The sequence below is a fragment of the Pseudomonas sp. No.21 genome (assembly GCF_054558415.1).
Genome location: NZ_BAAJNO010000011.1, coordinates 189,436 through 213,268, shown reverse-complemented (window position 1 = coordinate 213,268; position 23,833 = coordinate 189,436). Strand labels below are relative to the sequence as shown.

Below are 23,833 nucleotides of genomic sequence, written 5' to 3'. Positions count from 1 at the left end.
TTAAAGAGAACGCCCCGCACGAGGCGGGGCGTCTTTTCATCAGAGTTCGGCGGCGAGGCGCGAGCCCTGGTTGATCGCGCGCTTGGCGTCCAGCTCGGCGGCCACGTCGGCACCGCCGATCAGGTGCACCGTCTGGCCGGCGGCGACCAGGCCGTCGTGCAGCTCGCGCAGCGGGTCCTGGCCGGCGCAGATGACCACGGTGTCCACCGGAAGCACCTGCGGCTCGCCCTCGGCGATGCGGATGTGCAGGCCGGCGTCGTCGATCTTCAGGTACTCGACCGAGTTGAGCATCTGCACGTTCTTGTTCTTCAGGCCGGTGCGGTGGATCCAGCCGGTGGTCTTGCCCAGGCCGTCGCCGACCTTGGTCTTCTTGCGCTGCAGCAGGAACACCTCGCGCGCCGCCGGGTGCGGCTGGGCCTTGATCCCGGCGATGCCGCCACGGGCCTCGAGATCACCGTCGATGCCCCACTCCTTCCAGAACGCATCGCGGTTCTGGCTGGTGGCCTCGCCTTCGTGGGTGATGAATTCGGACACGTCGAAACCGATGCCGCCGGCACCGATCACCGCGACCTTCTGGCCGACCGGCTTGCGCTGCAGGATGGCGTCCAGGTAGCTGATCACCTTGGGGTTGTCGACACCGGGGATCTCCGGGGTGCGCGGGGCGATGCCGGTGGCGAGGAGGATCTCGTCGTAGCCACCCTGGGCCAGGTCGTCGACGCCGACGCGGGTGTTCAGGCGAACGTCGACGCCGGTGGTCTCCAGCTTGCGCTTGAAGTAGCGCAGGGTCTCGTAGAACTCTTCCTTGCCCGGCACGCGCTTGGCGACGTTGAACTGGCCACCGATCTCGGCGGCGGCATCGAACAGGGTCACCTGGTGGCCACGCTCGGCGGCGACGGTAGCAGCCGCGAGGCCGGCCGGGCCTGCGCCGACCACGGCGATCTTCTTCACCTGGGTGGTGGGGATGTAGTTCAGCTCGGTCTCGTGGCAGGCACGCGGGTTGACCAGGCAGCTGGTCAGCTTGCCGCCGAAGGTGTGGTCCAGGCAGGCCTGGTTGCAGCCGATGCAGGTGTTGATCTCGTCGCTGCGGCCTTCGGCGGCCTTGTTGACGAAGTCCGGGTCGGCGAGGAAGGGACGGGCCATGGAGACCATGTCGGCGTCGCCTTCGGCCAGCACCTGCTCGGCCACTTCCGGGGTGTTGATGCGGTTGGTGGTGATCAGCGGGATCGACACCTCGCCCTTGAGCTTGGCGGTGACCTTGGTGAAGGCCGCGCGCGGCACCTTGGTGGCGATGGTGGGGATGCGCGCCTCGTGCCAGCCGATGCCGGTGTTGATGAGGGTGGCGCCGGCCGCCTCGATGGCCTTGGCCAGGAGGACGATCTCGTCCCAGGTGCTGCCGCCTTCCACCAGGTCGAGCATCGACAGGCGGTAGATGATGATGAAGTTCGGGCCCACGGCCTCGCGCACGCGGCGGACGATCTCCACCGGCAGGCGCATGCGGTTCTCGTAGCTGCCACCCCAGCGGTCGGTGCGCTGGTTGGTGTGGGCGGCGAGGAACTGGTTGATGAAGTAACCCTCGGAACCCATGATCTCGACGCCGTCGTATTCGGCCTTCTGCGCCAGCACGGAGCAGTTCACGAAGTCCTGGATCTGCTTCTCGATGCCTTCCTCGTCCAGTTCGCGCGGCTTGAACGGGTTGATCGGCGCCTGGATGGCGGACGGTGCGACGGATTTGGGGCTGTAGGCATAACGCCCGGCATGGAGGATCTGCATGCAGATCTTGCCGCCCGCCTCGTGCACCGCCTGGGTGACGATGCGGTGCTTCTCGGCCTCTTCCACGGTGGTCAGCTTGGCGGCGCCGGAGTACACGCCGCCCTCGTCGTTCGGGCCGATGCCGCCGGTCACCATCAGGCCGACGCCGCCACGGGCACGCTCGGCGAAATAGGCGGCCATGCGCTCGAAGCCATTGGGCTTCTCTTCCAGGCCGGTGTGCATGGAGCCCATCAGGGTGCGGTTGCGCAGGGTGGTGAAGCCCAGGTCCAGGGGCGCGAGCAGGTTCGGGTAGGCGGAAGCGGTCATGGATGTCTCCACAGCGGGCGTTGCATTCACGGGATGCCGCAGCGTCGTGGGCCACGGTCGGTTTATGGGGCAGACGATAGTCAGCCAGCCGGGCGCGCTCAATGATCGAAAGTGACAAGTTATTGATCCAAACGCACAGCGCGACTTGGCAAGCACAACGCGCTCCCCTACCCTGACCGGCACATCCATCGACACCCAATCCCATGCGCAAACTGCTGATTGTCCTGGCCTCCGCCCTGTTCGCCGGCGTGCTGGCCAGCTACGCGATCTGGACCGACAAGCGCCCCGTCGGCCATTACCTCTCCGACCTGCGCAGCGAGGTGGCCCTCAACCTCGGCCAGCCCGGCGGGCGCGGCAACCTGCTGGGCATCCAGCCCGAACTCTTCGCCGCCGACTACCAGAGCGTGGAGCGCCTGCGCCTGAAGCTTGCGGCCTACCTGGAGAAGGCCCGGGACGAAGGCCTGCTCAACGAGCGCACCGTCGTCGTGCTGCCCGAGCACATCGGCACCTGGCTGGTGGCCGCCGGCGAGAAGGACCAGGTCTACAGCGCCCACACCCTGGATGACGCCATGCTCTGGCTGGCCGCCGCCAACCCGATGAGGCTCGCCCGCGCGCTCGTCGCGGCCGAAGGCGAGCAACGCCTGGTCGATGCCCTATTGCGCATGAAGGCGACGCGCATGGCCGGCGACTACCAGGCCCTGTTCGGCGGCCTCGCCCGGGAGTTCGGCATCACCCTGGTGGCGGGCTCCATCCTGCTCCCAGCGCCGCGCGTCGAAGGGGGCAGACTGCTGGCCGAGAGCGGGCCGCTGTACAACGTTAGCCTGGTGTTCGACCGCCACGGCAGGCCCGTCGGCCAGCCCCAGCGCAAGCTCTTCCCGATCCGTGACGAACAGGGCTTCACCGCCGCCGCAGGAATCGACCAGCTCCAGGTGGTCGACACCCCGGCCGGGCGGCTGGGCGTGCTGATCTGCGCCGACAGCTGGTCCCCCGAAGGCTACGCGGCGCTGCACGAACAGGGCCTCGAGTTGCTGGCAGTGCCGGCCTTCCTCACCGGCAACGGCAGCTGGAGCAAGCCCTGGAACGGCGAAAAAGGCGCGCCGACGCCCGATGACGTGAGCCTGCAGGCCGGCGCACTCAGCGAAGGCGAAGCCTGGCAGCGCCTGGCCCAGGCCGGGCGCCTGCCGGGCAGCGGCGCCCGCGCCGGCATGACGGTCTTCCTCCGCGGCCAGTTGTGGGACCTGGGCAGCGACGGCCCCGGCCTCGCCGCCGATGCCAACGGCATCCACATCGCCGAGGCCGGTCGCGGCGCGAAGCTGCTGAACATCTGGCTATGAAACCGACACGGGTACGCCTGGGCGACCTCTCGGTGGGCTTCGTGCAGAACCTCGCCGAGGCGGTGCGCGACGCCGGCCGGGATCCGGCCCCCCTGCTCGCCCAGTACGGGCTGGACGCCGCCCGCCTGGCCGAACCGCGCGGGCGTCTGTCGATCCCCCGCTACATGCGCCTGGGCCACGCCGCGATGCAACTGATCGGCGACCCGGCGCTGGGCCTGCGCATGGGGCGCATCAGCCGGCTGAGCCAGGTCGGCCTCACCGGCGTCACCGCGATGCAGGCGCCCAACGTGCGCGAGGCGGCTCGCACGCTGATCCGCTTCGAGCCGCTGTACGCCCACAACTACCGGGGCCAGTCGAGCTTCCACGAGGACACCGACGGTGCCTGGTTGCGCTTTTATTCCATCAGCCCGTACAACGCCTACAACCGCTTCGTGGTGGATTCGGTGCTGGCCAGCTGGGCCTGCCAGTTCGGCATGCTGGTGGGCGAACCGCTGGCGGTGGAGAGGGTGGAGATCGAGTTTCCCGCCCCCGACTACGCCGAGCGCTACTCGGAACTGTTCGGCTGCCCCGTGGAGTTCGCTGCCGGCGCCAACCAGTTGCGCCTGTCCCAGCCGACCCTCGCCCTGCGCGGACGCGAGCACTGCCCCAGCACCTGGCGACAGTTGCTGGAGCTGTGCGAGCAGGAACTGGAGCAACGCACCCGCACCCGCAGCCTGCGCGAACGCATCACCCAGTTGCTGGGGCCCCTGCTGCACGGCCGCGAGCCGGACCTGGAGGAGGTGGCCGCGCGCCTGCAACTGCCGACCTGGACCCTGCGACGCAAGCTGGCGGAGGAAGGCACGCAGTTCCGCAGCATCCTCAACGACACCCGGCGGGACCTGGCCATGGCCTATATCCGCGACACCGAACTGGCCTTCGGGGAAATCGCCTACCTGCTGGGCTTCGCTTCGGCCGAAGCCTTCCAGCGCGCATTCAAGCGCTGGAGCGGCAGCACCCCCGGTGAGTTCCGCCGCGCCCAGCGCCAGGCGGGCTGATCACATCTCGGTGGCATCGTCCGCCGGCTCCACCCCGTCCTGCTCGCTGGCGTGGAAGTCGAGAATTTCTTCCTGATACTCATCCATCATCACTCTCCCGTTCTGTCGCTCCCTGAATGAAACAAGGACCGTGCCAAAAGGGTAACGAGTGCGGGTGACCGAAAAATTAACCCAGGACAATGCCCCGCGAAGTCGATCGGTGCCGAACCCTGCGAGTTGCATTTTTTCGAGACAAAGAAAAAGCCCCCAGGTATTTCTACCTGAGGGCTTTCCTTTATATGGCGCAGCGGACGGGACTCGAACCCGCGACCCCCGGCGTGACAGGCCGGTATTCTAACCGACTGAACTACCGCTGCGCGTCGGTTGGACTTTCGTCCGGTGGAACCTTTGCTTCGTCTGGCGATGAGAGTTTCGAGCTTCTCGTCACCTCATGCCCGGCAGAACCTGGCATGGGAAATATGGCGCAGCGGACGGGACTCGAACCCGCGACCCCCGGCGTGACAGGCCGGTATTCTAACCGACTGAACTACCGCTGCGCGTCGGCCGGACTTTCGTCCGAATTCACAAGGGATGGTGGGTGATGACGGGATCGAACCGCCGACCCTCTGCTTGTAAGGCAGATGCTCTCCCGGCTGAGCTAATCACCCATCGCCTTGCGAGGCGCGCAATTTACGCAGAGGCCCCACCTAAGTCAACACCCTGCTTGAAGTTTTTTCTCGGAATCGTTTTTTCCACACCGTCGATGGCAGCGCCCGCCCAGGGTAAAACGGTGCGTCGCAGCGATCACCGATCACCACCGGCGATCCCCAGGCCGGTGCACGACGGTGCCTCCGGCCACAGGAAGGTGCATTCAGCCACCGACGCGCAAGGTCAGACGCGCCGTCACCTGTCCTTCATCCGCGCGGTCGAGGCCGGCCTCCTCGATGCGCACGCCCTGGGCTTGGAGGCCGGCGAACCAGCGCAGCAGGCGAGCGAAGCTGGTGGGCTGCAGGCTGACCTGCACCTGCCCCGGAGCGTCGCTGTCCATGCGTTCGACCGACAGCCCCTGCTCGGCGGCACTGGCGGTGACCAGCCCCTGCAGGCGCTCCGGTTCGACGCTGGCCTGCGGCGTTTCCTGGATGGAGCGGGCTCGCGGTGCCTGCTGCTGCATATAGGCATGCAGCGCACGCTGCTGCTCGAAATACTCGCGGGCACTGACAACACCCTGCTGAGCCGGGCGCCAAAGCGCCAGGTAGAGCAATACCAGCAACAGGAAGCCGCCCAGCGACATCAGCGCCAGGCGATCACGGGGTGGCAGCGCCTTCCAGCGCCCGGCCAGCGCCGATGCCTGCCATTGCGCCTGCACCCTGTCCTTGAAAACCATGGCCATGCTCATCCTCCGATCACCAGTCGTGCGCTCACCGCATTGCCTTCGCGGCTGGCCGAGCCCAGCTGCACGGCCAGCCCGGCGGCGATCAGCCGCTCGCGCAAACGCTCCAGGGCGTCGAAGCCAGGGGCCTGCACCTGCATCGCCAGGTCACCCCGGGTGTCGCTGAAATCCAGTTGCTGCACGCGCACCTGGGCCCCCTCCGCCAGCAGCGCCTCGGCTGCCTGGTCGAGCATGCCGAGCAAGCGGCCCTGTCCCGACACCGAGCTGGCTGCCAGGTGCTGGTCTAACTGCGCACGCAGGTTGACCAGCTTGCTGTCCTGGGGAAACAGCTCGCGGTACAGCGCCTCGTTGGCCGCTGCATAGCGATCGCCCTCGTGCCGCAAATGCCAGCCCTGGGCCAGGTAGAACCCCCATTGCAGCACCACCCAGAGTCCGACCAGCCCCAGCAGCGGCCGCAGGAAGCGTTGGTGGCGATGTTCCTGGCGCACCTCGAACTCCGCCTGGGCCAGTTCGCTGCCCGAACGTCCGGCGAGCCAGAGGTGCGGCTGCGCGTGCTCCTGCCAGTGCTCGATGCCGTCGAGCACCTGCCGTGCCTGGGGCGCATGCCCCTGCAACGGCAGCACGCAGGCATCGCGCAGGTGCGGCCAGTCCTCGTCCAGCAGGGCGATACGCGCGCTCTGCTCGCCACCCAGCAGCCAGCGACCATCCAGCCAGCACAGCTGGGTGCCTTCATCGGGCAGCAGGTCGGCGTCCACCTGCAGGCTGGTGGGTACCGAGCCCAGCTCCGCTGCCAGGTCGATCCAGGCGCTCAGCCAGGTGCGGCGCACCGCGAAGATGCGGTGCAGGCCATCCGGCAGGCCGCCGCCAAGGGCCAGGTGCAGGCTGTCGACGTCTTCGGCCAGCAACTCCTCCACCGCGAAAGGCAGCGCCTGGCGCAGCCAGCGCGCCTTCTGCGTGGGCAGGCGCGCGGCGCAGGCAGTCACCGCCTCCACCGGCAATACCAGGCGCCAGTCACCGGAGAGCGCCGTCACCGCCGCCGCGAATGGCAGTTGCCGGGCGTCACCCCCCTGCACCAGCCAGACCTCCAGCTCGCCTTCGACGCGCGTGACCGCCGCCGCCGGCAGGAAAATACTTGCCTGCTTCATTCTTCGTCCTTTTCCTTGAGAAGGGCCGGCGGCAATCCGCCCTGCCCCATGTCGCGGGAAAGCACCCGCACGCGGCCGTCATTGCTGCGCTGCAGGGTGCTGACCAGTACCTGGCGTCGTCCGCCCAGATGCACTTCGCTGGTCACCCGGAAATATTCGCTGCCCACCGCCAGGCCCTGCGCCTGCAACCCCATGCCGGCCAGTGCCGACTGCCCGAGGAAGGCGTCCAGGGTCTGGAAGCCGGCCTTGCCCCGGGCCGCCACCAGCGCCTCCCCCACGCTGGGCGTGAGGCTGTCGGCCAGGCTGGAAAGCACCATCGCGCCAGCGGTGTTGACGTTGAGCGTGGCGTCGTCCGGCAGCGCACTGACGTAGGGCAGCAGGCGACGATAGTCCGCCTCGGTCATGCCCGCCAGCAGGCGCAGCTCGGAGACGTCGACCATGGCACGGTTGGCTGCCCGGTAGGGCGGCTGGCTCAGCAGGTATTCGTTGTCTTCGGCGCCATTGGCCCCGGTGGGCTCCTGGTCCTTGTCGAGCCAGTCCACCAGGCGCTCCGCATAGGGCGCCTCGATCTGCAGGCGCAGCAGGAGGCGACGGAACTGCTGCAACGACTGCTCGTTGACCCGCCCCTGGCGCACCAGGGCGTTGAGGTTGAAGCGCGAGGTGGCGTCCTCGATGCGCACCAGCAGCTCGCCGCCGTCATCCAGCGGGAAATTGTTCAGCGGTCGTGCCCAGGCTTCGCCGAGGTGGTCCACCGGGGTGCGCGGGTCGCCGGCACGCAGGTCGCGCTGCAGCATGCCACGGGCAAGCGCTTCGCCGCCCAGCGCATAGTGCAGGGCCTGGCGCGCGTGCAACTGGTTGGCGCTGGAACGGATCGCCAGTTGTTGCCGCGCGATCATGCCGGCACAGACGACGGTCACCACCGCCACCACCAGCAGCACCGTGATCATGGCCATGCCACGCTGCCGCGTCATGGCGCACCACCGTCGTCGGGCGGTACGTCGCCGCCGTCATCGCCACCGCCGTTGTCGGGGACCTGGGGCTTGCGCTCCGGCGGCTCGTCCACCAAGCGCAGCACGCGGCGCAACTCGCCGTAGCGGCGGTGTTCGAGGGTCAGTTCGATGGCCCGGGGCAGCTTCTCCAGGCTCTTGTCGCCGGTCTCGCCGTCGGCCGGCCAGACCTCCACCCAGTTATCGGACTTGTCGAGGTAGCGCAGCTTGAGGCGGGTCACGCCGTCCAGCGCCTGCTGCACCTGCGGCTGGCTGTCCTGGGCCTGGTCGAGCACCGTCCAGTAGCGGCGCTCGAGCTTCTCCCCGGACAGTTGCCAACGCACCCGCTGCAGCCGAGAACGCGGGGCGCCAAGCGGATTGCGCCAACCGCCACGGCTCAGTTCGATGGCATCGTTGTCGCCGCTCTCGCCCACCAGCGCCCCGCGCCACTCACCGTAGGCATCGCGCACGGGGCGTGGATTGACCTGCTGCAGGTCACGCTCGATGGCGGCCATTGCACGCACCAGCTCCCGCAGCTGCTGTTCCTGGGCGCGGGTGGCCCGGTCGCTGGCGAGCACGCTGTCGAGCATGCGGTAGGTGCCCAGTGCCAGCAGCGCGAAGATGGCGATGGCGATCAGCAGTTCCAGCAGGGTGAAACCGGCGGAGCGCTTCATTGGCGGGTCTCGATGAAGCCGACCAGGCGCGCGGCGGCACGCTCCTCCAGCTTGCCCCGGGGGCCCCGGTCGTTGCGCTGGGCCACCCAGAGCGTGGCGCGGCGCAGGGCCGGGTCTGAGGTCGCCTCGACCTGGCTCTGCCACTCCCAGCGGCGCCCGGCGAAATCCAGCTCGCCCTGGTCGCGCCCGTCCCCCGGCGGCGTGGCGGCCAGCTGCATCTCGGTGAGGCGGTTGTCGGCGATCCACATCGCCAGGGTCTTGTCCTCCAGGCGCGCGGCGTTCTGCAGGCTGCGCGCGCTGGTGGCCAGAACGGACGCGGCGACCACGGCGAAGATGGCCAGGGCCACCAGCACTTCGAGCAGGGTGAAGCCGCGCTGGGTGCTCATCCCGCCCTCCCCTTGCCCGGCATCGCCTCGACCCTGGGCAGGCGGAAGCCGTCGCTGCTCATCTGCAGGCGCAGGCCGTCCTTGCGCCGCTCGCCCAGTTCCAGGCGGAACGGGCTGAGCTCACCGCTGGAGAGGATCAGCAACTGCGGCGTCCGGGGCTGGTCCTTGGGTTTCTCCTCCTCGTCCGCCACCGGCCCGGGCAACGCCAGCGCGGCGCCTTCGAGTTCGAACTTCAGCTCGGCCCAGGCCGGCAGCTTGTGGGTTTCATCCCCCACTTCCTGCCAGCGCGCCTTCGCCTCGTCGAAGCGCAGCACGCGGTAGCCGTCGCCCTCCAGGCGCAGGCCGTACTCGCGGTTGTCGAGCACGGCTTCGTCCACCAGCACGCCGATCAGCCCGGCCAGGCGCTCGGCTTCGTTGTTCAGTTCACGGGAGGGGCCGGCCACGCCGGTGCTGAGCACCGCCAGCCCGACCAGGCAGCCGATGATCACCAGGACCACCAGCAACTCGATCAGGGTGAAGCCGCCCTGCCCCGTGGCGGGCGGGCAGCCTGGGCAGCGCGGCCGTGGGTGCATCAGTTTTCCCAGTTACCGATATCGGCGTCGGCATCGGTGCCGCCTTCCTTGCCGTCGGCGCCGAAGGAGTACAGGTCGTAGGGCCCCTTGGTGCCGGGTGCCAGGTACTGGTAGGGGTTGCCCCAGGCATCGACCGGCAGGCGCTTGAGGTAGCCGTCCTTGTTCCAGTTCTTCGGCTGCGGGTTGCCGCTGGGCTTCTTCACCAGCGCCTCCAGGCCCTGCTGGGTGCTGGGGTAGGCGAAGTTGTCGAGCTTGTACATGTCCAGCGCGGCGCCGATGGCCTTGATGTCGCCCTTGGCGACGGTGACCTTGGCCTGGTCCGGGCGGTTCATCACCTGGGGCACCACCAGCGCGGCGAGAATGCCGAGGATGACCACCACCACCATGATTTCAATGAGCGTAAAGCCCGACTGTTTGCGGCGCAGTTTCACGCGATTACCCCACGAGTTGGTTGAGAGAAAGGATCGGCAGGAGGATGGCGAGGACGATGACCAGCACCACCGCGCCCATGAACACCAGCATGAAGGGCTCGAACAGCCCGACCAGCAACGCGATCTGCGCGCCGAGGTCGCTTTCCTGGTTGCGCGCGGTACGCGCCAGCATCTGGTCCAGCTCGCCCGAGCGTTCGCCGCTGGCGATCATGTGCAGCATCATCGGCGGAAACTGGCCGCTGGCTTCCAGCGCGCGGGTCAGGCTGCCGCCTTCGCGGACCTTCTGCGCCGCCAGCACCACATCGGCGCGGATCACCCGGTTGGCGATGACCTCGGCACCGATGCCCAGCGCCTCCACCAGCGGCACGCCGCTCTGGGTGAGGATCGCCAGGGTGGAGGCGAAGCGCGCGGTGTCGGTGGCGCGCACCAGCCCGCCCACCAGCGGAATGCGCAATACCAGGCCATGCCAGCGGGCACGCACCGCCTCCTCGCGCAGCGCCAGGCGCGCACCGACGAATGCCGCGATGAGCGCCAGCGCCACCAGCCAGCCCCAGTGCTTGACCAGGTCGCTGAGGGCGATGAGGCCCCGGGTCAGCAGCGGCAGGGTCTGCCCGGAATCGATGAACACGCGCACCACGTCCGGGACCACGTAGCCCAGGAGGAAGGAGACGATGCCCAGCGAAGCGCACATCAGGATCACCGGGTAGAGCAGCGCCAGCTGGATCTTCTGCCGCGACTGCTGGCGTTGCTCGGTGTAGTCGGCCAGTTGCTCCAGCACCGGGCCGAGGTGGCCGGCGTGCTCACCGGCCGCGACCGTGGCGCGGTACAGCTCGGGGAACGCGGCGGGGAATTCGCGCAGGCTGCCGGCCAGGCTGTGGCCCTCCAGCACGCGTGCGCGTACCGCCAGCAGCATCGACTGGATGCGCGGCGAGGTGGACTGGGCGGCAGCGGCGCGCAGCGCTTCCTCGATGGGCAGCGCAGCCTGCACCAGGGTCGCCAGTTGCCGGGTCACCAGCGCCAGGTCGCGGGCGGACAGGCCACGGGTGAAACCGAAGCGACCGCCACTGGCGGCCTGCTCGCGGGTGCGGGTGGCCTTCACCTCCAGGGGGGCCAGCTGCTTCTCCCGCAACAGCTGGCGCACCTGGCGGGCACTGTCGGCCTCGAGCACACCCTTTTGCGGGCGCCCGCGGGCATCCAGAGCGAGGTATTCGAAGGCGGCCATTTATTCTTCCTGGGTCACGCGCAGCACTTCTTCCACCGTGGTCACGCCTTCGAGCACCTTGCGCTTGCCGTCGTCACGGATGCTGGGACCGAAGCGGCGTGCATGGCGGGTCATTTCCTGCTCTGCAGCGGCGTTGTGGATGAGGGTGCGCATGTGGTCGTCGAAGACCACCAGTTCGTAGATGCCGGTACGCCCGCGATAGCCCTGCTGGTGGCATTCGGCGCAGCCACGGGCGTGGTAGAGGGTCGGCGGCTGCGCCGGGTCGATGCCCAGCAGCGCGCATTCGGCGGCGTCGGCGCTGTAGGGCGCCTTGCAGTGATTGCAGAGCACGCGCACCAGGCGCTGGGCGAGCACGCCGAGCAGGGAGGACGACAGCAGGAAGGGCTCGACGCCCATGTCCACCAGGCGGGTGATGGCGCCGATGGCGCTGTTGGTGTGCAGGGTGGAGAGCACCAGGTGGCCGGTGAGCGAGGCCTGCACGGCGATCTCGGCGGTCTCGTGGTCACGGATCTCGCCGACCATCACCACGTCCGGGTCCTGGCGCAGGATGGCGCGCAGGCCACGGGCGAAGGTCATGTCGACCTTGGCGTTGACCTGGGTCTGGCCGATGCCTTCGAGGTGATACTCGATCGGGTCCTCGACCGTGAGGATGTTGCGCGTGCGGTCATTGAGGGTCACCAGGCTGGCGTACAGCGTGGTGGTCTTGCCCGAGCCGGTGGGCCCGGTGACCAGCAGGATGCCGTGGGGCTTGCGCACCGTGGCCTCCATCAGTTCGCGGTCGCGCGCGCTCATGCCCAGGTGCTGCAGGGTGAGGCGCCCGGCCTGCTTGTCCAGCAGGCGCAGCACCACGCGCTCGCCGTTGGCCGAGGGCAGCGTGGAGACGCGGATGTCCACCTCGCGCCCGGCCACGCGCAGGGAGATGCGGCCGTCCTGCGGGACGCGCTTCTCGGCGATGTCCAGCTTGGCCATGACCTTGATCCGCGACACCAGCAGCGCCGCCAGTTCACGCTTGGGTTCGAGCACCTCGCGCAGGATGCCGTCGACACGGAACCTCACCACGAGGCGCTTCTCGAAGGTCTCCAGGTGGATGTCCGAGGCGTTCTCGCGTATCGCCTCGCCGAGGATGGCGTTGATCAGGCGGATGATCGGCGCGTCGTCCTCCTGCTCCATCAGGTCGGTGGTCTCCGGCATCTGCTCGGCGAGCGCGGCCAGGTCGAGGCTGCCGCCGAGGTCTTCGGCGAGCTGCATGGTGGCGGAGGAGTCGTGCTGGTAGGCCTGGGCCAGGGCCTGGTCGAAGGTTTCGGCGGGCAGCGGGCGCAACGGCAGCGAGCGACCGACGAAGCGCCGGGCCTCGGCCAGGGCGACCAGCTCGGCACCTTGGCGATGGGCCAGGCAGGGCTCGACGCCATCCTGCAGGAAGACGCCGTGGCGCTTGGCGAAGCCGAACGGCAGGCGCCGCAGCGGCGCCTCGATCGAAGAGGGGTTCATCCGTGTAATGCCTTCATGAAATCACCTGGGGCAATTATCACAACACTGCCTGACGGTTGTGCGGCAATCCCTGCCATTTCTCTTGTCGTTGTGATCGGGCGCGCACGCAAACCCGTAAAAAATCTGGAATATTCTTAGCACATCGACCTCCACGACACACGTGCCAGCGAGTTGTAGCGTGATTGCGTCGTACTGCTATGATTCAGCACTTTCGCCGATCCAGAAAACCAAGAACGACTCGCGGAGAACCCCCAACTTGCCCACACCTGGTGCTCGACACTGGCTGCAACAGCATTCGCCTGCGCTGCTGGGCGCGGGCCTGGTGATCGCCATGAGCCTGAGCCTCGCCTGGCAATCCGCCGACTGGATACGCTTGCTCCGCAATTCACCCGTCACCAGCAGTGACCCCACCCTCGAGGCCGTGGTTCCAGCCAGCCTGGAACGCCTCGAACCCCTGTTCGGCCCGAGCCGCGTGCAGAGCGATGCGCCGCCACCGGCGACCAACCTGCGCCTGACCCTGCTGGGCAGCTTCATCAATGCCGACCCGGCGCGCTCCAGCGTGATCATCCGCACCGAGGGCGAAAAGCCCCGGCGCCTGCACAGCGGCGATGAGCTCAGCCCCGGCGTGAAGCTGCACGCCGTCTACCGCGACCGTGTGGAGATCGACCGTGGCGGCCGCCTCGAAACCCTGACATTCCCCCGGGCGCGCCTGGCCGCCCCCGGATCGCCCGCCATGGAGGCGGAGCCGGCGAACGATGCTGTGAACGACCTTGGCGGCCTCCAGGAGGAGAACGCCGCCGAGCTGCGCGAACGCATGGAAGCACTGAGAAAACAGATGGAAGAATCCGGTGGCCTGCCGCCGGACTTACCGCCCGAACAGCCCCCGGAAAGCGAATGAATCAATGCCCACACTCCTCTCGCGCCTGAGTATCGCCCTGCTGGCCGCCGGCCTCGCTACCGCGCCGCTGCCCCTGCTGGCGGCAACCCCGCAACCCCAGGCCGAAAGCAGCCAGCAGGATGGCTGGACGATCAACCTCAAGGACGCCGACATTCGCGAGTTCGTCGACCAGGTGGCCGACATCACCGGCGAGACCTTCATCGTCGACCCCCGGGTCAAGGGCCAGGTCAGCGTGGTGTCCAAGGCGCCGCTGAGCCTCTCCGAGGTCTACCAGCTGTTCCTCTCGGTGATGGCCACCCATGGCTTCACCGTGGTCACCCAGGGCGACCAGGCACGCATCATCCCCAACGCCGAGGCCAAGTCCGAAGCCGAGGGCGGGCCGGCCGCGCCGGACAAGCTGGAAACCCGGGTGATCCAAGTGCAGCACACGCCGGTGACCGAGCTGATCCCGCTGATCCGCCCGCTGGTGCCGCAATACGGCCACCTCGCCGCCGTGACCTCGTCCAATGCCCTGATCATCAGCGACCGCAGCGCCAACATCGCGCGGATCGAAAGCCTGATGAGCCAGCTCGACCAGAAGGGCGACCGCGACTACACCGTGCTCAACCTGCAGAACGCCTGGGTGATGGACGCCGCCGAGGTGCTCAACAGCGCGGTCAGCCGCGGCCAGGCCAAGGGCACCAACGCCGCCCAGGTGATCGCCGACGCGCGCACCAACCGCCTGATCATCGTCGGCCCGCCTTCGGCACGCGCCAAGCTGGTGGCACTGGCGCAATCCCTCGACACCCCGACCTCGCGCTCGGCCAATACCCGCGTCATCCGCCTGCGCCACAACGACGCCAAGGCCCTGGCCACCACCCTGGGCGAGATTTCCGAGGGCCTGAAGACCCCGGAAGGCGGCGGCGAGCAACAGGGCAAGCCGCAGAACATCCTCATCCGTGCCGACGAGAGCCTCAACGCCCTGGTCCTGCTGGCCGAACCGGACACGGTCAACGCGCTGGAGGACATCGTCCGCCAGCTCGACGTGCCGCGCGCCCAGGTGATGGTGGAAGCCGCCATCGTGGAAATCTCCGGCGACATCACCGACGCCCTCGGCGTGCAGTGGGCCGTCGACGCCCGCGGCAAGACCGGCGGCCTGGGCGGGGTCAACTTCGGCAACACCGGCCTCTCGGTGGGCACCGTGCTCAACGCCATCAAGGACGAGAAGCTGCCGACCACCCTGCCCGACGGCGCCATCATCGGCATCGGCACCGACCACTTCGCCGCCCTGGTCACCGCACTCTCGGCCAACAGCAAGAGCAACCTGCTGTCCACGCCGAGCCTGCTGACCCTGGACAACCAGAAGGCGGAAATCCTCGTCGGCCAGAACGTACCCTTCCAGACCGGCTCCTACACCACCGATGCGGCCGGGGCCAACAATCCCTTCACCACCATCGAGCGCAAGGACATCGGCGTGACCCTCAAGGTCACCCCACACATCAACGAGGGCGCCACCCTGCGCCTGGAGATCGAGCAGGAGATTTCCTCCATCGCTCCCAGCGCCACCCTCACCGCCCAGGCGGTGGACCTGATCACCAACAAGCGCTCGATCAAGAGCACCATCCTCGCCGAGGACGGCCAGGTGATCGTGCTCGGCGGCCTGATCCAGGACGACGTCACCACCACCGACTCCAAGGTACCGCTGCTGGGCGACATCCCCCTGCTCGGCCGCCTGTTCCGCTCCACCAAGGACAGCCACGTGAAGCGCAACCTGATGGTCTTCCTGCGCCCGACCGTGGTCCGCGACCGCGCCGGCCTCGCCGCGCTCTCGGGCAAGAAGTACAGCGACATCCGCGTGCTGGGCGACCAGAGCGACAGGGAGAACCGCCCGAGCATCCTGCCGCGCAGCCCGGTGCAGCTGTTCGACGGCGGCCAGGGCACCCCGGCCATCGACGTGCGCCCGCCGGAAAGCCCGGCGCCCTGATACCCGAGCCCCTGGAAAACCAACGGGTGGCAGTGCGAAGGCACTGCCACCCGTTTTTTGTTTGTGCCGGAAGCCTGTGGAACGATCGGGAACGGTGCGTACCGGGGGCTCCGCACGGTGGAGGTAAAGAGCGACCTCCACCCTGCATCTGCCAGAGCGATGTGCCCGGCTGGTAGGTCGGGTGAAACCCGACGCCCGCGCACGAGAGCCCCGGGAAGATCGGGATCAGTCCAGGTAGATCATCTTGCGGGTCATGCCGCCGTCGACCAGGAACTCCTGGCCGGTGACGAAGCCGCTGTTGTCCGAAAGCAGCCAGGCGACCAGGGCGGCGACGTCTTCCACCGTACCGACGCGGCCCGCCGGGTGCTGGTCGTGATCCCATTCCGACAGCGGCGCCTCTTCACGAGCGGCGCGGTCGCGGGAGTCGATCCAACCGGGGCTGACCACGTTGACGCGGATGTCCGGCCCCAGGCTGATGGCCAGCGCGTGGGTCAGCGCCACCAGGCCGCCCTTGCTCGCGGCGTAGGCTTCGGTGTCGCGTTCGGATTGATGGGCGCGGGTCGAGGCGATGGTGACGATGGCGCCCCGGTGGCCGCGCAGGTAGGGCGCGCAGTGCTTGGCCAGCAGCATCGGGCCGGTGAGGTTGACCGACAGGGTGCGGTTCCACTGCATCAGCTCGAGGCTTTCCAGCGGCGCGCCATGGGCCTCGGCGACGCCGGCGTTGCACACCAGCGCATCGAGCCGGCCGAACTGGCCGAGCACTTCGGCGACGCCCACGGCGACCTGGCTTTCATGGGCCACGTCCATGCCGACGAACCAGGCATTGCCGCCCAGTGCCTTGGCCACCTTGCTGCCCCGGGCACGGTCGATGTCCGCCAGCACCACCTGCCAGCCCTCGGCGATCAGCCAGGCGGCGATGCCCAGGCCGATACCACGGGCCGCGCCGGTGACCAGCGCGACCTTGCCGTTATGGGCGGGCAACGACTCCATGGACCACTCGATCACAACGCGGCGAGGCCACGCGCGAGGTCGGCCTTGAGGTCGGCGATGTCTTCCAGGCCCACGGCGACGCGGATCAGGTTGTCACCGATGCCGGCGTTGGCACGCTCCTGCGGCGACAGGCGACCGTGGGAGGTGGTGGCCGGGTGGGCGATGGTGGTCTTGGTATCACCCAGGTTGGTGGTGATGGAGATCACCCGGGTGGCGTCGATGAAACGCCACGCCGCTTCCTTGCCACCGGCCACCTCGAAGCTGACCACGGCACCGAAGGCGCTCTGCTGACGCTTGGCCAGTTCGTGCTGCGGGTGGCTTTCCAGGCCGGCGTAGTACACGCGCTCGATGCCCGGCTGCTGTTCCAGCCAGCGGGCCAGCTCCAGGGCACTGGCGCAGTGGGCCTGCATGCGCACGCGCAGGGTTTCCAGGCCCTTGAGGAAGATCCAGGCGTTGAACGGGCTGAGGGTCGGGCCGGCGGTACGCAGGAAGCCGACCACGCCTTCCATCTGCGCCTTGCGGCCGGCGACCACGCCACCCATGCTGCGGCCCTGGCCATCGATGTACTTGGTGGCCGAATGCATGACGATGTCGGCGCCGAGCTTCAGCGGCTGCTGCAGCGCGGGGGTGCAGAAGCAGTTGTCCACCGCCAGCAGCGCGCCACGGGCGTGGGCGATCTCGGCCAGGGCGGCGATGTCCACCAGCTCGGCCAGGGGGTTGGACGGCGATTCGACGAACAGCAGCCGGGTGTTGGGCTTGAAGGCCGCTTCCCAGCCGGCCAGGTCGGCCAGCGGCGGGTAGTCGACCTCGACGCCGAAGCGCTTGAGGTACTTCTCGAACAGGCTGATGGTCGAGCCGAACACGCTGCGCGAGACCAGCACATGGTCGCCCGCGCTGCACTGGCTCATGACGATGGAGAGGATCGCCGACATGCCCGAGGCGGTGGCCACGGCCTGCTCGGCGCCTTCAAGGGCGGCGATGCGCTCTTCGAAGGCACGCACGGTGGGGTTGGTGTAGCGCGAGTAGACGTTGCCCGGCACCTCGCCGGCGAATCGCGCGGCGGCGTCGGCGGCGGTACGGAACACGTAGCTGGAGGTGAGGAACATCGCCTCGCCGTGCTCGCCCTCGGGGGTGCGGTGCTGCCCCGCACGCACCGCCAGGGTGTCGAAGGCTGCGCCTTCGAGGTCACTGTCCAGCCGCCCGGCTTCCCATTCCTGCGTCATATCGCTACCTCATCAGAAACGCAGCCCGGATCGGGTCCGGGCTGCTGGCTTGCAACGTGCGGCTCAGTGGCGGCCGCTCAATTGTTGTACAGGTCGATGATCGCGCTGACCACGTTGACCTTGTTCTTGCTGGCGTCGTTGCGCGCCTGCTCGATCTTGTTCAGGTAGTGCTCGTCGACATCACCGGTGATGTACTTGCCGTCGAACACCGCGCAGTCGAACTGGTCGATCTTCACCTTGCCGCCACCGACCGCCTCGATCAGGTCCGGCAGGTCCTGGTAGATCAGCCAGTCGGCGCCGATCAGTTCGGCCACTTCCTCGGTGGAGCGGTTGTGGGCGATCAGCTCGTGGGCACTGGGCATGTCGATGCCGTAGACGTTGGGGTAGCGCACCGCCGGGGCGGCCGAGCAGAAGTAGACGTTCTTGGCGCCGGCTTCGCGGGCCATCTGGATGATCTGCTTGCAGGTGGTGCCACGGACGATGGAGTCGTCCACCAGCATCACGTTCTTGCCGCGGAACTCCAGTTCGATGGCGTTGAGCTTCTGGCGCACCGATTTCTTGCGCGCAGCCTGGCCCGGCATGATGAAGGTGCGGCCGATATAGCGGTTCTTGACGAAACCTTCGCGGAATTTCACGCCCAGGTGGTTGGCCAGCTCGAGGGCCGCGGTGCGGCTGGTATCGGGGATCGGGATGACCACGTCGATGTCGTGGTCCGGGCGCTCGCGCTGGATCTTCTCGGCCAGCTTCTCGCCCATGCGCAGGCGCGCCTTGTAGACCGAGACGCCGTCCATGATGGAGTCCGGGCGCGCCAGGTAGACGTGTTCGAAGATGCACGGGGCGAGCCTCGGCGCCTTGGCGCACTGGCGGGTGTAGAGCTTGCCGTCTTCGGTGATGTACACCGCTTCGCCCGGCGCGAGGTCGCGGATCAGGGTGAAGCCGAGCACGTCGAGGGAGACGCTCTCGGAGGCGATCATGTATTCCACACCTTCGTCGGTGTGACGCTGACCGAAGACGATCGGGCGGATGGCGTTGGGGTCGCGGAAGCCGACGATGCCGTAGCCGGTGATCATCGCCACCACGGCGTAGCCGCCCAGGCAGCGGTCATGCACGCCGGAGACGGCGGCGAACACGTCCTCCTCGGTGGGCTGCAGCTTGCCGCGATGTGCCAGCTCGTGGGCGAACACGTTGAGCAGCACTTCCGAGTCGGAATTGGTGTTCACGTGGCGCAGGTCGGATTCGTAGATCTCCTTGGCCAACTGCTCGACGTTGGTCAGGTTGCCGTTGTGCGCCAGGGTGATGCCGTAGGGCGAGTTGACGTAGAACGGCTGCGCCTCGGCGGAGCTGGAGCTGCCCGCGGTCGGGTAGCGCACGTGGCCGATGCCCATGTGGCCGACCAGGCGCTGCATGTGCCGCTGCTGGAAGACATCGCGGACCAGGCCGTTGTCCTTGCGCAGGAACAACCGGCCGTCATGGCTGGTCACGATGCCGGCAGCGTCCTGGCCGCGATGCTGGAGAACGGTGAGCGCGTCATACAGCGCCTGATTGACGTTCGACTTACCGACGATACCGACGATGCCACACATGCGGTGCAACCCCTGCTGCTAGTAGTTCAGGCTAATACCGGGCGACGGGCCGGGCAGTTGGTGCCCCGCTCGCCGACCGTTGTTTGGCGGCTCAGCTTGGTGCGCTGACGCTGCCGGCAAGCCACTGGCTGGTGAAGCCCAGAATCAGGTTCTTCGACCAGTCGGCGACCATGAGAAAATGCGGCAGCAGCGTGGACTGCTGCCACCAAGGATCCTCTTGCACCGGCGCCAGGCTCAGCAGGCCGACCAGCACCACCACCAGCAAAGCCCCGCGCGCCGCGCCGAAGACCATGCCGAGGAAGCGGTCGGTGCCGTCCATGCCGGTGACCCTGATCAGCTCACCGATCAGGAAATTGACCAACGCCCCCACGAGCAGGGTGGCGATGAAGAGAATGGCGCAGGCCGCGATCACGCGCGCCGACGGCATTTCGATGAACTCGGTGAGGTGCTGTGACAAGGCCCCGCCGAACATCCAGGCGACTATGCCGGCGATGATCCAAGTGAGCAGTGAAAGCGCTTCCTTGACGAAGCCGCGCTTCAGACTGATCAGACTGGAAATGGCGATGATGGCGATGATCGACCAATCGACCCAGGTGAATGCCACGTATGCAGCTCACGAACAGAAAAGGCGCTGCATTTTAGCAGAGCCCCGTCACTCCGGTAACCCGCGGATCAGATTGCTCTGATAGAGCGAGCGAATCAGCCTTTTTCGGGCTGGAAGCGAACGATGAAGCCGTTGAGCTTCTGTTGGCGGCTCAGGGAGTCACGCAGCCGGTCGGCCTCCGCGCGCTCGATGACCGGGCCGACGAACACCCGGTTCATGCCGTCCGCGCTGCGGATATAGGCGTTGTAGCCCTGGTTGCGCAAGGTCTGCTGGAGCTTCTCGGCGCTGGCCCGGTTGGACAGGCTGGCGAGCTGGATCGACCAGCTGACCGGCAGGCCGTTCGGGTCCAGGCGCTTTTCTTCCGCCTTGGGCGGCGTGGCAGCCGGCGGCACGGCCTGGGCCTGCTGCGGCTGGGCCTGGGGTTGCGCGGGGGCCTGGGGCTGGGCCGGTTGCACGGGCGTGCCGGGCTGCTCGGCAGGGGCGACGGGCAGGGCACTGGCCTGGCCGGAGCCATCCAGCGGCGGGACGGGCTCTTCAGGCAGCACCTGCGGCTCGGGAACCGGCACGGCTTCCATCTCCACCGGCGGCATCTCCGGGGTCTGCGGCATGGCCGGGGCGTCGATGCGCACCTGGCGCAGCTCGTCCTCGCGGGTGAACAGCATCGGCAGGAAGATCACCGCCAGCGCCAGCAGCACCAGGGCACCGACGATGCGTTGCTTGAGTCCCTTGTCCAGCACAGCCACTCCCCCTTAAGCCTGATGCGCGAGCCAGGCCAGCGCCTCGGCCACGCAATAGAAAGATCCGAACACCAGGATTTCATCCCCCTCCCCGGCCTTCTCGCACTGCGCATCCAGCGCCGCAGCCACATCCGCATGGCTGCTGGCCGTGACGCCCAGGGCGAGCAACGCGGCCTGCAATTCGGCGGCGGGTCGGCTGCGCGTCGACGGCAGGGTGGTCACCGCCCAGTCGGGCAGTACGTTCTTGAGCGGCGCGAGCACGCCGGGCAGGTCCTTGTCGGCCAGCAGGCCGAACACCGCGAGGCGGCGACCCGCGACCGGGCGGGCGCGCAGGCGCTCGGCCAGGTAGCCGGCAGCGTGGGGATTATGCCCAACATCCAGCAGCAGCGTGAGTGACTTGCCACGCCATTTCAGCGAGCGGCGATCCAGCCGGCCGGTGACCCGGGTGGCCTGCAGCGCCCGGGTGATGGCGGCCTCGTCCCAGGCCTGGCCCAGCAGCGAGTAGGCCTGCAGGGCCAGCGCGGCATTCTCCAGGGGCAGGTCGAGCAGCGGCAGGTCGTGCAGGTGGCGCAGCTGGCCCTTCTGGTCGACGCCCCGCCAATTCCAGGCGCCCTCGCCCACCGCCAGGTCGTAGTCACGCCCGCGCAGGATGAAGGGAGCGCCCAGGGTCGCGGCCTGCTCGATGAGCGGTGCAGGGGGATCGAGGTCGCCGCAGAGGGCGGGCTTGCCGGCACGGAAGATGCCGGCCTTCTCGAAGGCGACGCTTTCACGGGTGTCGCCGAGCCAGTCGGCATGGTCGATGCCGATGCTGGTGACCAGCGCCAGGTCGGCATCGACCAGGTTGACCGCATCCAGGCGTCCACCGAGGCCGACTTCGAGCACCGCGGCGTCGAGCCCGCTGCGTTCGAACAGCCAGAAGGCCGCCAGGGTGCCCATCTCGAAATAGGTCAGGGAGATATCGCCACGCGCAGCCTCCACGGCGGCGAAGGCCTCGCAGAGCGCAGCGTCGCTGGCGTCGAGGCCATCGATCTGTACGCGCTCGTTGTAGGTGAGCAGGTGCGGGGAGCTGTAGACCCCGACCTTGAGGCCCTGCGCCCTCAGCAAGGAAGCGAGGAAGGCGCAGGTGGAACCCTTGCCGTTGGTCCCGGTAACCGTGACCACCAGCGGCGCCGGCCTGTGCAGGCCGAGTCGCTGGGCGACCTGGCGGCTGCGGTCCAGCCCCATGTCGATGGCTGTGGGGTGGAGTTGCTCGAGGTAGGCGAGCCAGTCGGCGAGGGTTCGTTGGGTCATGCGGTGGCCGGTGAGGGTAGACGCATGAACTGCGCCAGCAGCCGCGATAGGCGGGCGCGCAGTTCCTGACGGGGAATGATCATGTCGATGGCGCCGTGCTCCAGCAGGAACTCGCTGCGCTGGAAGCCTTCGGGCAGCTTCTCGCGTACGGTCTGCTCGATCACGCGGGGGCCGGCGAAGCCGATCAGCGCCTTGGGTTCGGCGACGATCACGTCACCGAGCATCGCCAGGCTCGCGGAAACACCGCCATAGACGGGGTCGGTGAGCACGGAGATGAAGGGAATGCCTTCTTCGCGCAGGCGCGCCAGTACCGCGGAGGTCTTGGCCATCTGCATCAGGGAGATCAACGCTTCCTGCATGCGCGCGCCGCCCGAGGCGGAGAAGCATACCAGCGGGCAGCGCTTCTCCAGGGAGACGTTGGCGGCGCGGACGAAACGCTCGCCGACCACAGCCCCCATGGAGCCCCCCATGAAGGAGAACTCGAAGGCACACGCCACGATGGGCATGCCTTCCAGGCTGCCGCTCATGGCGATCAGCGCGTCCTTCTCGCCGGTGTCCTTCTGGGCAGCGGTGATGCGGTCCTTGTACTTCTTGCTGTCGCGGAACTTGAGGCGGTCCACCGGTTCCAGCTCGGCACCCAGCTCCTCGCGGCCCTCGGCGTCGAGGAAGATGTCCAGGCGGGTGCGCGCATCAATGCGCATGTGGTGGTTGCACTTGGGACAGACGTCGAGGGTCTTCTCGAGCTCGGGCTTGTACAGCACAGCCTCGCAGGACGGGCACTTGTGCCAGAGGCCTTCAGGAACCGAGCTCTTCTTCACCTCGGAACGCATGATCGAAGGGATCAGCTTGTCTACCAGCCAGTTGCTCATGCTCTCGTTCTCCATAGCTTCAGGCCCGAACACGCGCTAGCGGCCCGGAGCCCTGCGCATGTTCTTGAGCGAATTCACGATTGCGGACGGGGTTGGCGGCACCCGCGGGATGGCGATGGTGCGCCCTGCCCCGCTCGGCGTCGCCGGGAAAGCCCCGGCCATCTGGGCGACGGAGGCCGGCATGGCACCGTCGCGAAAAGCAAAATCGGCCCGTTCCGACAGCGCGCGCATACGCGCGTGCCCGGGCAACTGGGTTATGGACGGCAGCGCGAGCGGCGCCGTCACATATGCAGGCGACGGGTTCAGCATGCCGCTCTTGCCGCATCGATGAAGGCCCGCACCTTGTCATGGTCCTTGATGCCCCTGCTCGCCTCCACGCCACCGCTGACATCCACGGCATACGGCCTGACCTGTGCAACGGCCAGCCCGACGTTCTCCGGGGTGAGGCCGCCTGCGAGTATCACGGGTTTGTCCAGCTCGGCCGGGACGAGGTTCCAGTCGAACGCCTCGCCCGTACCGCCAGGGATGCCGGGTACATAGGTGTCCAGCAGCACGCCCGAGGCGCCGGGGAACTCGCGCACGCGGGCGGCCACGTCATCGCCGGGCCGGACCCGCAGCGCCTTGATATAGGGACGGCCATGGCCCGAGCAGGCATCCGGGGTCTCGTCACCATGGAACTGCAGCAGGTCGAGGGGGACCACATCCAGGATGGCCGCCAGCTCGGCGGCGGGCATGTCGACGAACAGGCCGACACTGGTGACGAAGGGCGGCAGCGCCGCGACTATCGCCCGGGCCTGCTCGGCCGTGACCGCGCGCGGGCTGGCGGGATAGAACACCATGCCGATGGCATCGGCACCGGCCGCAGCCGCCGCCAGGGCGTCCTCGACGCGGGTGATGCCACAGATTTTGATGCGAACGGCTGGCAAGTTGCTGACACCGGGTGGGTAAAAGATGCTGGA

General features: G+C 68.0%; 23 protein-coding genes and 3 tRNA genes. 4 read left to right on the top strand and 22 right to left on the bottom strand.

The window, feature by feature from the left end:
• Positions 1–39 precede the first annotated feature (39 nt).
• Positions 40–2,076, bottom strand: coding sequence for an NADPH-dependent 2,4-dienoyl-CoA reductase (locus ACYJSS_RS23245; RefSeq protein WP_111259406.1), 2,037 nt, complete (start codon positions 2,074–2,076; stop codon positions 40–42).
• 203 nt (positions 2,077–2,279) lie between these two features.
• On the opposite strand from ACYJSS_RS23245, the gene ACYJSS_RS23240 reads away from it, so the two are divergent.
• Both ACYJSS_RS23240 and ACYJSS_RS23235 read left to right on the top strand, forming a co-directional pair.
• Positions 2,280–3,410 (top strand): carbon-nitrogen hydrolase family protein, encoded by a 1,131-nt coding sequence (locus tag ACYJSS_RS23240; RefSeq protein WP_111259407.1) that lies wholly within the window; start codon positions 2,280–2,282, stop codon positions 3,408–3,410.
• Entirely contained in the window at positions 3,407–4,444 is a 1,038-nt protein-coding gene (locus ACYJSS_RS23235) for an AraC family transcriptional regulator (RefSeq protein ID WP_111259408.1), read from the top strand. The genes ACYJSS_RS23240 and ACYJSS_RS23235 overlap by 4 nt, the downstream gene beginning before the upstream one ends.
• 279 nt (positions 4,445–4,723) lie before the next feature.
• On the opposite strand, the gene ACYJSS_RS23230 is transcribed toward ACYJSS_RS23235, so the two are convergent.
• From ACYJSS_RS23230 to gspE, 12 genes are all read right to left on the bottom strand, one after another.
• Positions 4,724–4,800: transfer RNA gene (locus ACYJSS_RS23230), tRNA-Asp, on the bottom strand.
• A gap of 103 nt (positions 4,801–4,903) precedes the next feature.
• Positions 4,904–4,980: transfer RNA gene (locus ACYJSS_RS23225), tRNA-Asp, on the bottom strand.
• A gap of 35 nt (positions 4,981–5,015) precedes the next feature.
• Positions 5,016–5,091: transfer RNA gene (locus tag ACYJSS_RS23220), tRNA-Val, on the bottom strand.
• Positions 5,092–5,294: 203 nt separating this feature from the next.
• Positions 5,295–5,819 carry a type II secretion system protein M gene (locus ACYJSS_RS23215; RefSeq protein ID WP_111259409.1) on the bottom strand — a complete coding sequence of 175 codons (525 nt, stop codon included), beginning with the start codon at positions 5,817–5,819 and terminating at the stop codon, positions 5,295–5,297.
• Positions 5,816–6,958: a type II secretion system protein GspL gene (gene gspL, locus ACYJSS_RS23210; RefSeq protein WP_236205367.1), complete on the bottom strand. Its 1,143-nt coding sequence runs from the start codon at positions 6,956–6,958 to the stop codon at positions 5,816–5,818. The genes ACYJSS_RS23215 and gspL overlap by 4 nt, the downstream gene beginning before the upstream one ends.
• Positions 6,955–7,929, bottom strand: a complete 975-nt coding sequence (gspK, locus tag ACYJSS_RS23205) for a type II secretion system minor pseudopilin GspK (RefSeq protein WP_236205368.1) — start codon at positions 7,927–7,929, stop codon at positions 6,955–6,957. Before gspK ends, gspL begins: the two co-directional genes overlap by 4 nt.
• On the bottom strand, positions 7,926–8,618 hold the full coding sequence (gene gspJ / locus ACYJSS_RS23200; RefSeq protein ID WP_236205369.1) for a type II secretion system minor pseudopilin GspJ: 693 nt from the start codon (positions 8,616–8,618) through the stop codon (positions 7,926–7,928). The genes gspK and gspJ overlap by 4 nt, the downstream gene beginning before the upstream one ends.
• Positions 8,615–9,004: a type II secretion system minor pseudopilin GspI gene (gene gspI / locus ACYJSS_RS23195; protein ID WP_111259413.1), complete on the bottom strand. Its 390-nt coding sequence runs from the start codon at positions 9,002–9,004 to the stop codon at positions 8,615–8,617. Before gspI ends, gspJ begins: the two co-directional genes overlap by 4 nt.
• Positions 9,001–9,576: a type II secretion system minor pseudopilin GspH gene (gene gspH, locus ACYJSS_RS23190; protein WP_111259414.1), complete on the bottom strand. Its 576-nt coding sequence runs from the start codon at positions 9,574–9,576 to the stop codon at positions 9,001–9,003. The genes gspI and gspH overlap by 4 nt, the downstream gene beginning before the upstream one ends.
• Positions 9,576–9,962, bottom strand: coding sequence for a type II secretion system major pseudopilin GspG (gene gspG / locus ACYJSS_RS23185; protein ID WP_021218561.1), 387 nt, complete (start codon positions 9,960–9,962; stop codon positions 9,576–9,578). The genes gspH and gspG overlap by 1 nt, the downstream gene beginning before the upstream one ends.
• A 49-nt stretch (positions 9,963–10,011) precedes the next feature.
• Positions 10,012–11,229 carry a GspF family T2SS innner membrane protein variant XcpS gene (gene xcpS / locus ACYJSS_RS23180; RefSeq protein ID WP_236205370.1) on the bottom strand — a complete coding sequence of 406 codons (1,218 nt, stop codon included), beginning with the start codon at positions 11,227–11,229 and terminating at the stop codon, positions 10,012–10,014.
• On the bottom strand, positions 11,230–12,717 hold the full coding sequence (gene gspE / locus ACYJSS_RS23175; RefSeq protein WP_111259416.1) for a type II secretion system ATPase GspE: 1,488 nt from the start codon (positions 12,715–12,717) through the stop codon (positions 11,230–11,232).
• Between the two features lie 256 nt (positions 12,718–12,973).
• Between gspE and ACYJSS_RS23170 the strand changes: the two genes are divergently transcribed.
• Together ACYJSS_RS23170 and gspD are read left to right on the top strand one after the other, a co-directional pair.
• Positions 12,974–13,615 (top strand): type II secretion system protein N, encoded by a 642-nt coding sequence (locus ACYJSS_RS23170; RefSeq protein WP_236205371.1) that lies wholly within the window; start codon positions 12,974–12,976, stop codon positions 13,613–13,615.
• 4 nt (positions 13,616–13,619) lie between these two features.
• Positions 13,620–15,578 (top strand): type II secretion system secretin GspD, encoded by a 1,959-nt coding sequence (gene gspD / locus ACYJSS_RS23165; protein ID WP_111259417.1) that lies wholly within the window; start codon positions 13,620–13,622, stop codon positions 15,576–15,578.
• Positions 15,579–15,803: 225 nt separating this feature from the next.
• Here the strand turns inward: gspD and ACYJSS_RS23160 are convergent, their stop codons facing one another.
• From ACYJSS_RS23160 to ACYJSS_RS23120, 9 genes are all read right to left on the bottom strand, one after another.
• Positions 15,804–16,568: an SDR family oxidoreductase gene (locus ACYJSS_RS23160; protein WP_111259418.1), complete on the bottom strand. Its 765-nt coding sequence runs from the start codon at positions 16,566–16,568 to the stop codon at positions 15,804–15,806.
• 11 nt (positions 16,569–16,579) lie between these two features.
• Positions 16,580–17,791, bottom strand: a complete 1,212-nt coding sequence (locus ACYJSS_RS23155; protein ID WP_111259419.1) for an O-succinylhomoserine sulfhydrylase — start codon at positions 17,789–17,791, stop codon at positions 16,580–16,582.
• A 77-nt stretch (positions 17,792–17,868) separates the two neighbouring features.
• A complete protein-coding gene (purF, locus tag ACYJSS_RS23150) occupies positions 17,869–19,374 on the bottom strand; it encodes an amidophosphoribosyltransferase (RefSeq protein WP_111259420.1) in 1,506 nt (501 codons plus the stop codon).
• A 91-nt stretch (positions 19,375–19,465) separates the two neighbouring features.
• Positions 19,466–19,978: a CvpA family protein gene (locus ACYJSS_RS23145; protein ID WP_111259421.1), complete on the bottom strand. Its 513-nt coding sequence runs from the start codon at positions 19,976–19,978 to the stop codon at positions 19,466–19,468.
• Between the two features lie 95 nt (positions 19,979–20,073).
• The gene (locus ACYJSS_RS23140) at positions 20,074–20,721 is read right to left on the bottom strand and encodes an SPOR domain-containing protein (protein ID WP_111259422.1); all 648 of its coding nucleotides are present in this window, start codon (positions 20,719–20,721) and stop codon (positions 20,074–20,076) included.
• A gap of 6 nt (positions 20,722–20,727) precedes the next feature.
• A complete protein-coding gene (gene folC, locus ACYJSS_RS23135; protein WP_111259423.1) occupies positions 20,728–22,005 on the bottom strand; it encodes a bifunctional tetrahydrofolate synthase/dihydrofolate synthase in 1,278 nt (425 codons plus the stop codon).
• Positions 22,002–22,874, bottom strand: coding sequence for an acetyl-CoA carboxylase, carboxyltransferase subunit beta (accD, locus tag ACYJSS_RS23130; protein WP_111259424.1), 873 nt, complete (start codon positions 22,872–22,874; stop codon positions 22,002–22,004). Before accD ends, folC begins: the two co-directional genes overlap by 4 nt.
• Before the next feature lie 36 nt (positions 22,875–22,910).
• Entirely contained in the window at positions 22,911–23,183 is a 273-nt protein-coding gene (locus ACYJSS_RS23125) for a hypothetical protein (RefSeq protein WP_146602973.1), read from the bottom strand.
• The gene (locus ACYJSS_RS23120; protein WP_111259426.1) at positions 23,177–23,800 is read right to left on the bottom strand and encodes a phosphoribosylanthranilate isomerase; all 624 of its coding nucleotides are present in this window, start codon (positions 23,798–23,800) and stop codon (positions 23,177–23,179) included. Before ACYJSS_RS23120 ends, ACYJSS_RS23125 begins: the two co-directional genes overlap by 7 nt.
• Between the last annotated feature and the right edge of the window lie 33 nt (positions 23,801–23,833).

What these genes read in the sequence shown, in the direction of transcription:
- ACYJSS_RS23160 (WP_111259418.1), bottom strand. Translation starts at nt 16,568, where the DNA reads ATGGAGTCGTTGCCCGCCCATAACGGCAAGGTCGCGCTGGTCACCGGC.
- gspI (WP_111259413.1), bottom strand. Translation starts at nt 9,004, where the DNA reads ATGAGCACCCAGCGCGGCTTCACCCTGCTCGAAGTGCTGGTGGCCCTG.
- gspH (WP_111259414.1), bottom strand. Translation starts at nt 9,576, where the DNA reads ATGCACCCACGGCCGCGCTGCCCAGGCTGCCCGCCCGCCACGGGGCAG.
- ACYJSS_RS23245 (WP_111259406.1), bottom strand. Translation starts at nt 2,076, where the DNA reads ATGACCGCTTCCGCCTACCCGAACCTGCTCGCGCCCCTGGACCTGGGC.
- gspG (WP_021218561.1), bottom strand. Translation starts at nt 9,962, where the DNA reads ATGGTGGTGGTGGTCATCCTCGGCATTCTCGCCGCGCTGGTGGTGCCC.
- gspJ (WP_236205369.1), bottom strand. Translation starts at nt 8,618, where the DNA reads ATGAAGCGCTCCGCCGGTTTCACCCTGCTGGAACTGCTGATCGCCATC.
- gspE (WP_111259416.1), bottom strand. Translation starts at nt 12,717, where the DNA reads ATGAACCCCTCTTCGATCGAGGCGCCGCTGCGGCGCCTGCCGTTCGGC.
- ACYJSS_RS23125 (WP_146602973.1), bottom strand. Translation starts at nt 23,183, where the DNA reads ATGCTGAACCCGTCGCCTGCATATGTGACGGCGCCGCTCGCGCTGCCG.
- gspL (WP_236205367.1), bottom strand. Translation starts at nt 6,958, where the DNA reads ATGAAGCAGGCAAGTATTTTCCTGCCGGCGGCGGCGGTCACGCGCGTC.
- xcpS (WP_236205370.1), bottom strand. Translation starts at nt 11,229, where the DNA reads ATGGCCGCCTTCGAATACCTCGCTCTGGATGCCCGCGGGCGCCCGCAA.
- gspK (WP_236205368.1), bottom strand. Translation starts at nt 7,929, where the DNA reads ATGACGCGGCAGCGTGGCATGGCCATGATCACGGTGCTGCTGGTGGTG.
- folC (WP_111259423.1), bottom strand. Translation starts at nt 22,005, where the DNA reads ATGACCCAACGAACCCTCGCCGACTGGCTCGCCTACCTCGAGCAACTC.
- accD (WP_111259424.1), bottom strand. Translation starts at nt 22,874, where the DNA reads ATGAGCAACTGGCTGGTAGACAAGCTGATCCCTTCGATCATGCGTTCC.
- ACYJSS_RS23240 (WP_111259407.1), top strand. Translation starts at nt 2,280, where the DNA reads ATGCGCAAACTGCTGATTGTCCTGGCCTCCGCCCTGTTCGCCGGCGTG.
- ACYJSS_RS23235 (WP_111259408.1), top strand. Translation starts at nt 3,407, where the DNA reads ATGAAACCGACACGGGTACGCCTGGGCGACCTCTCGGTGGGCTTCGTG.
- ACYJSS_RS23215 (WP_111259409.1), bottom strand. Translation starts at nt 5,819, where the DNA reads ATGAGCATGGCCATGGTTTTCAAGGACAGGGTGCAGGCGCAATGGCAG.
- ACYJSS_RS23155 (WP_111259419.1), bottom strand. Translation starts at nt 17,791, where the DNA reads ATGACGCAGGAATGGGAAGCCGGGCGGCTGGACAGTGACCTCGAAGGC.
- purF (WP_111259420.1), bottom strand. Translation starts at nt 19,374, where the DNA reads ATGTGTGGCATCGTCGGTATCGTCGGTAAGTCGAACGTCAATCAGGCG.
- gspD (WP_111259417.1), top strand. Translation starts at nt 13,620, where the DNA reads ATGCCCACACTCCTCTCGCGCCTGAGTATCGCCCTGCTGGCCGCCGGC.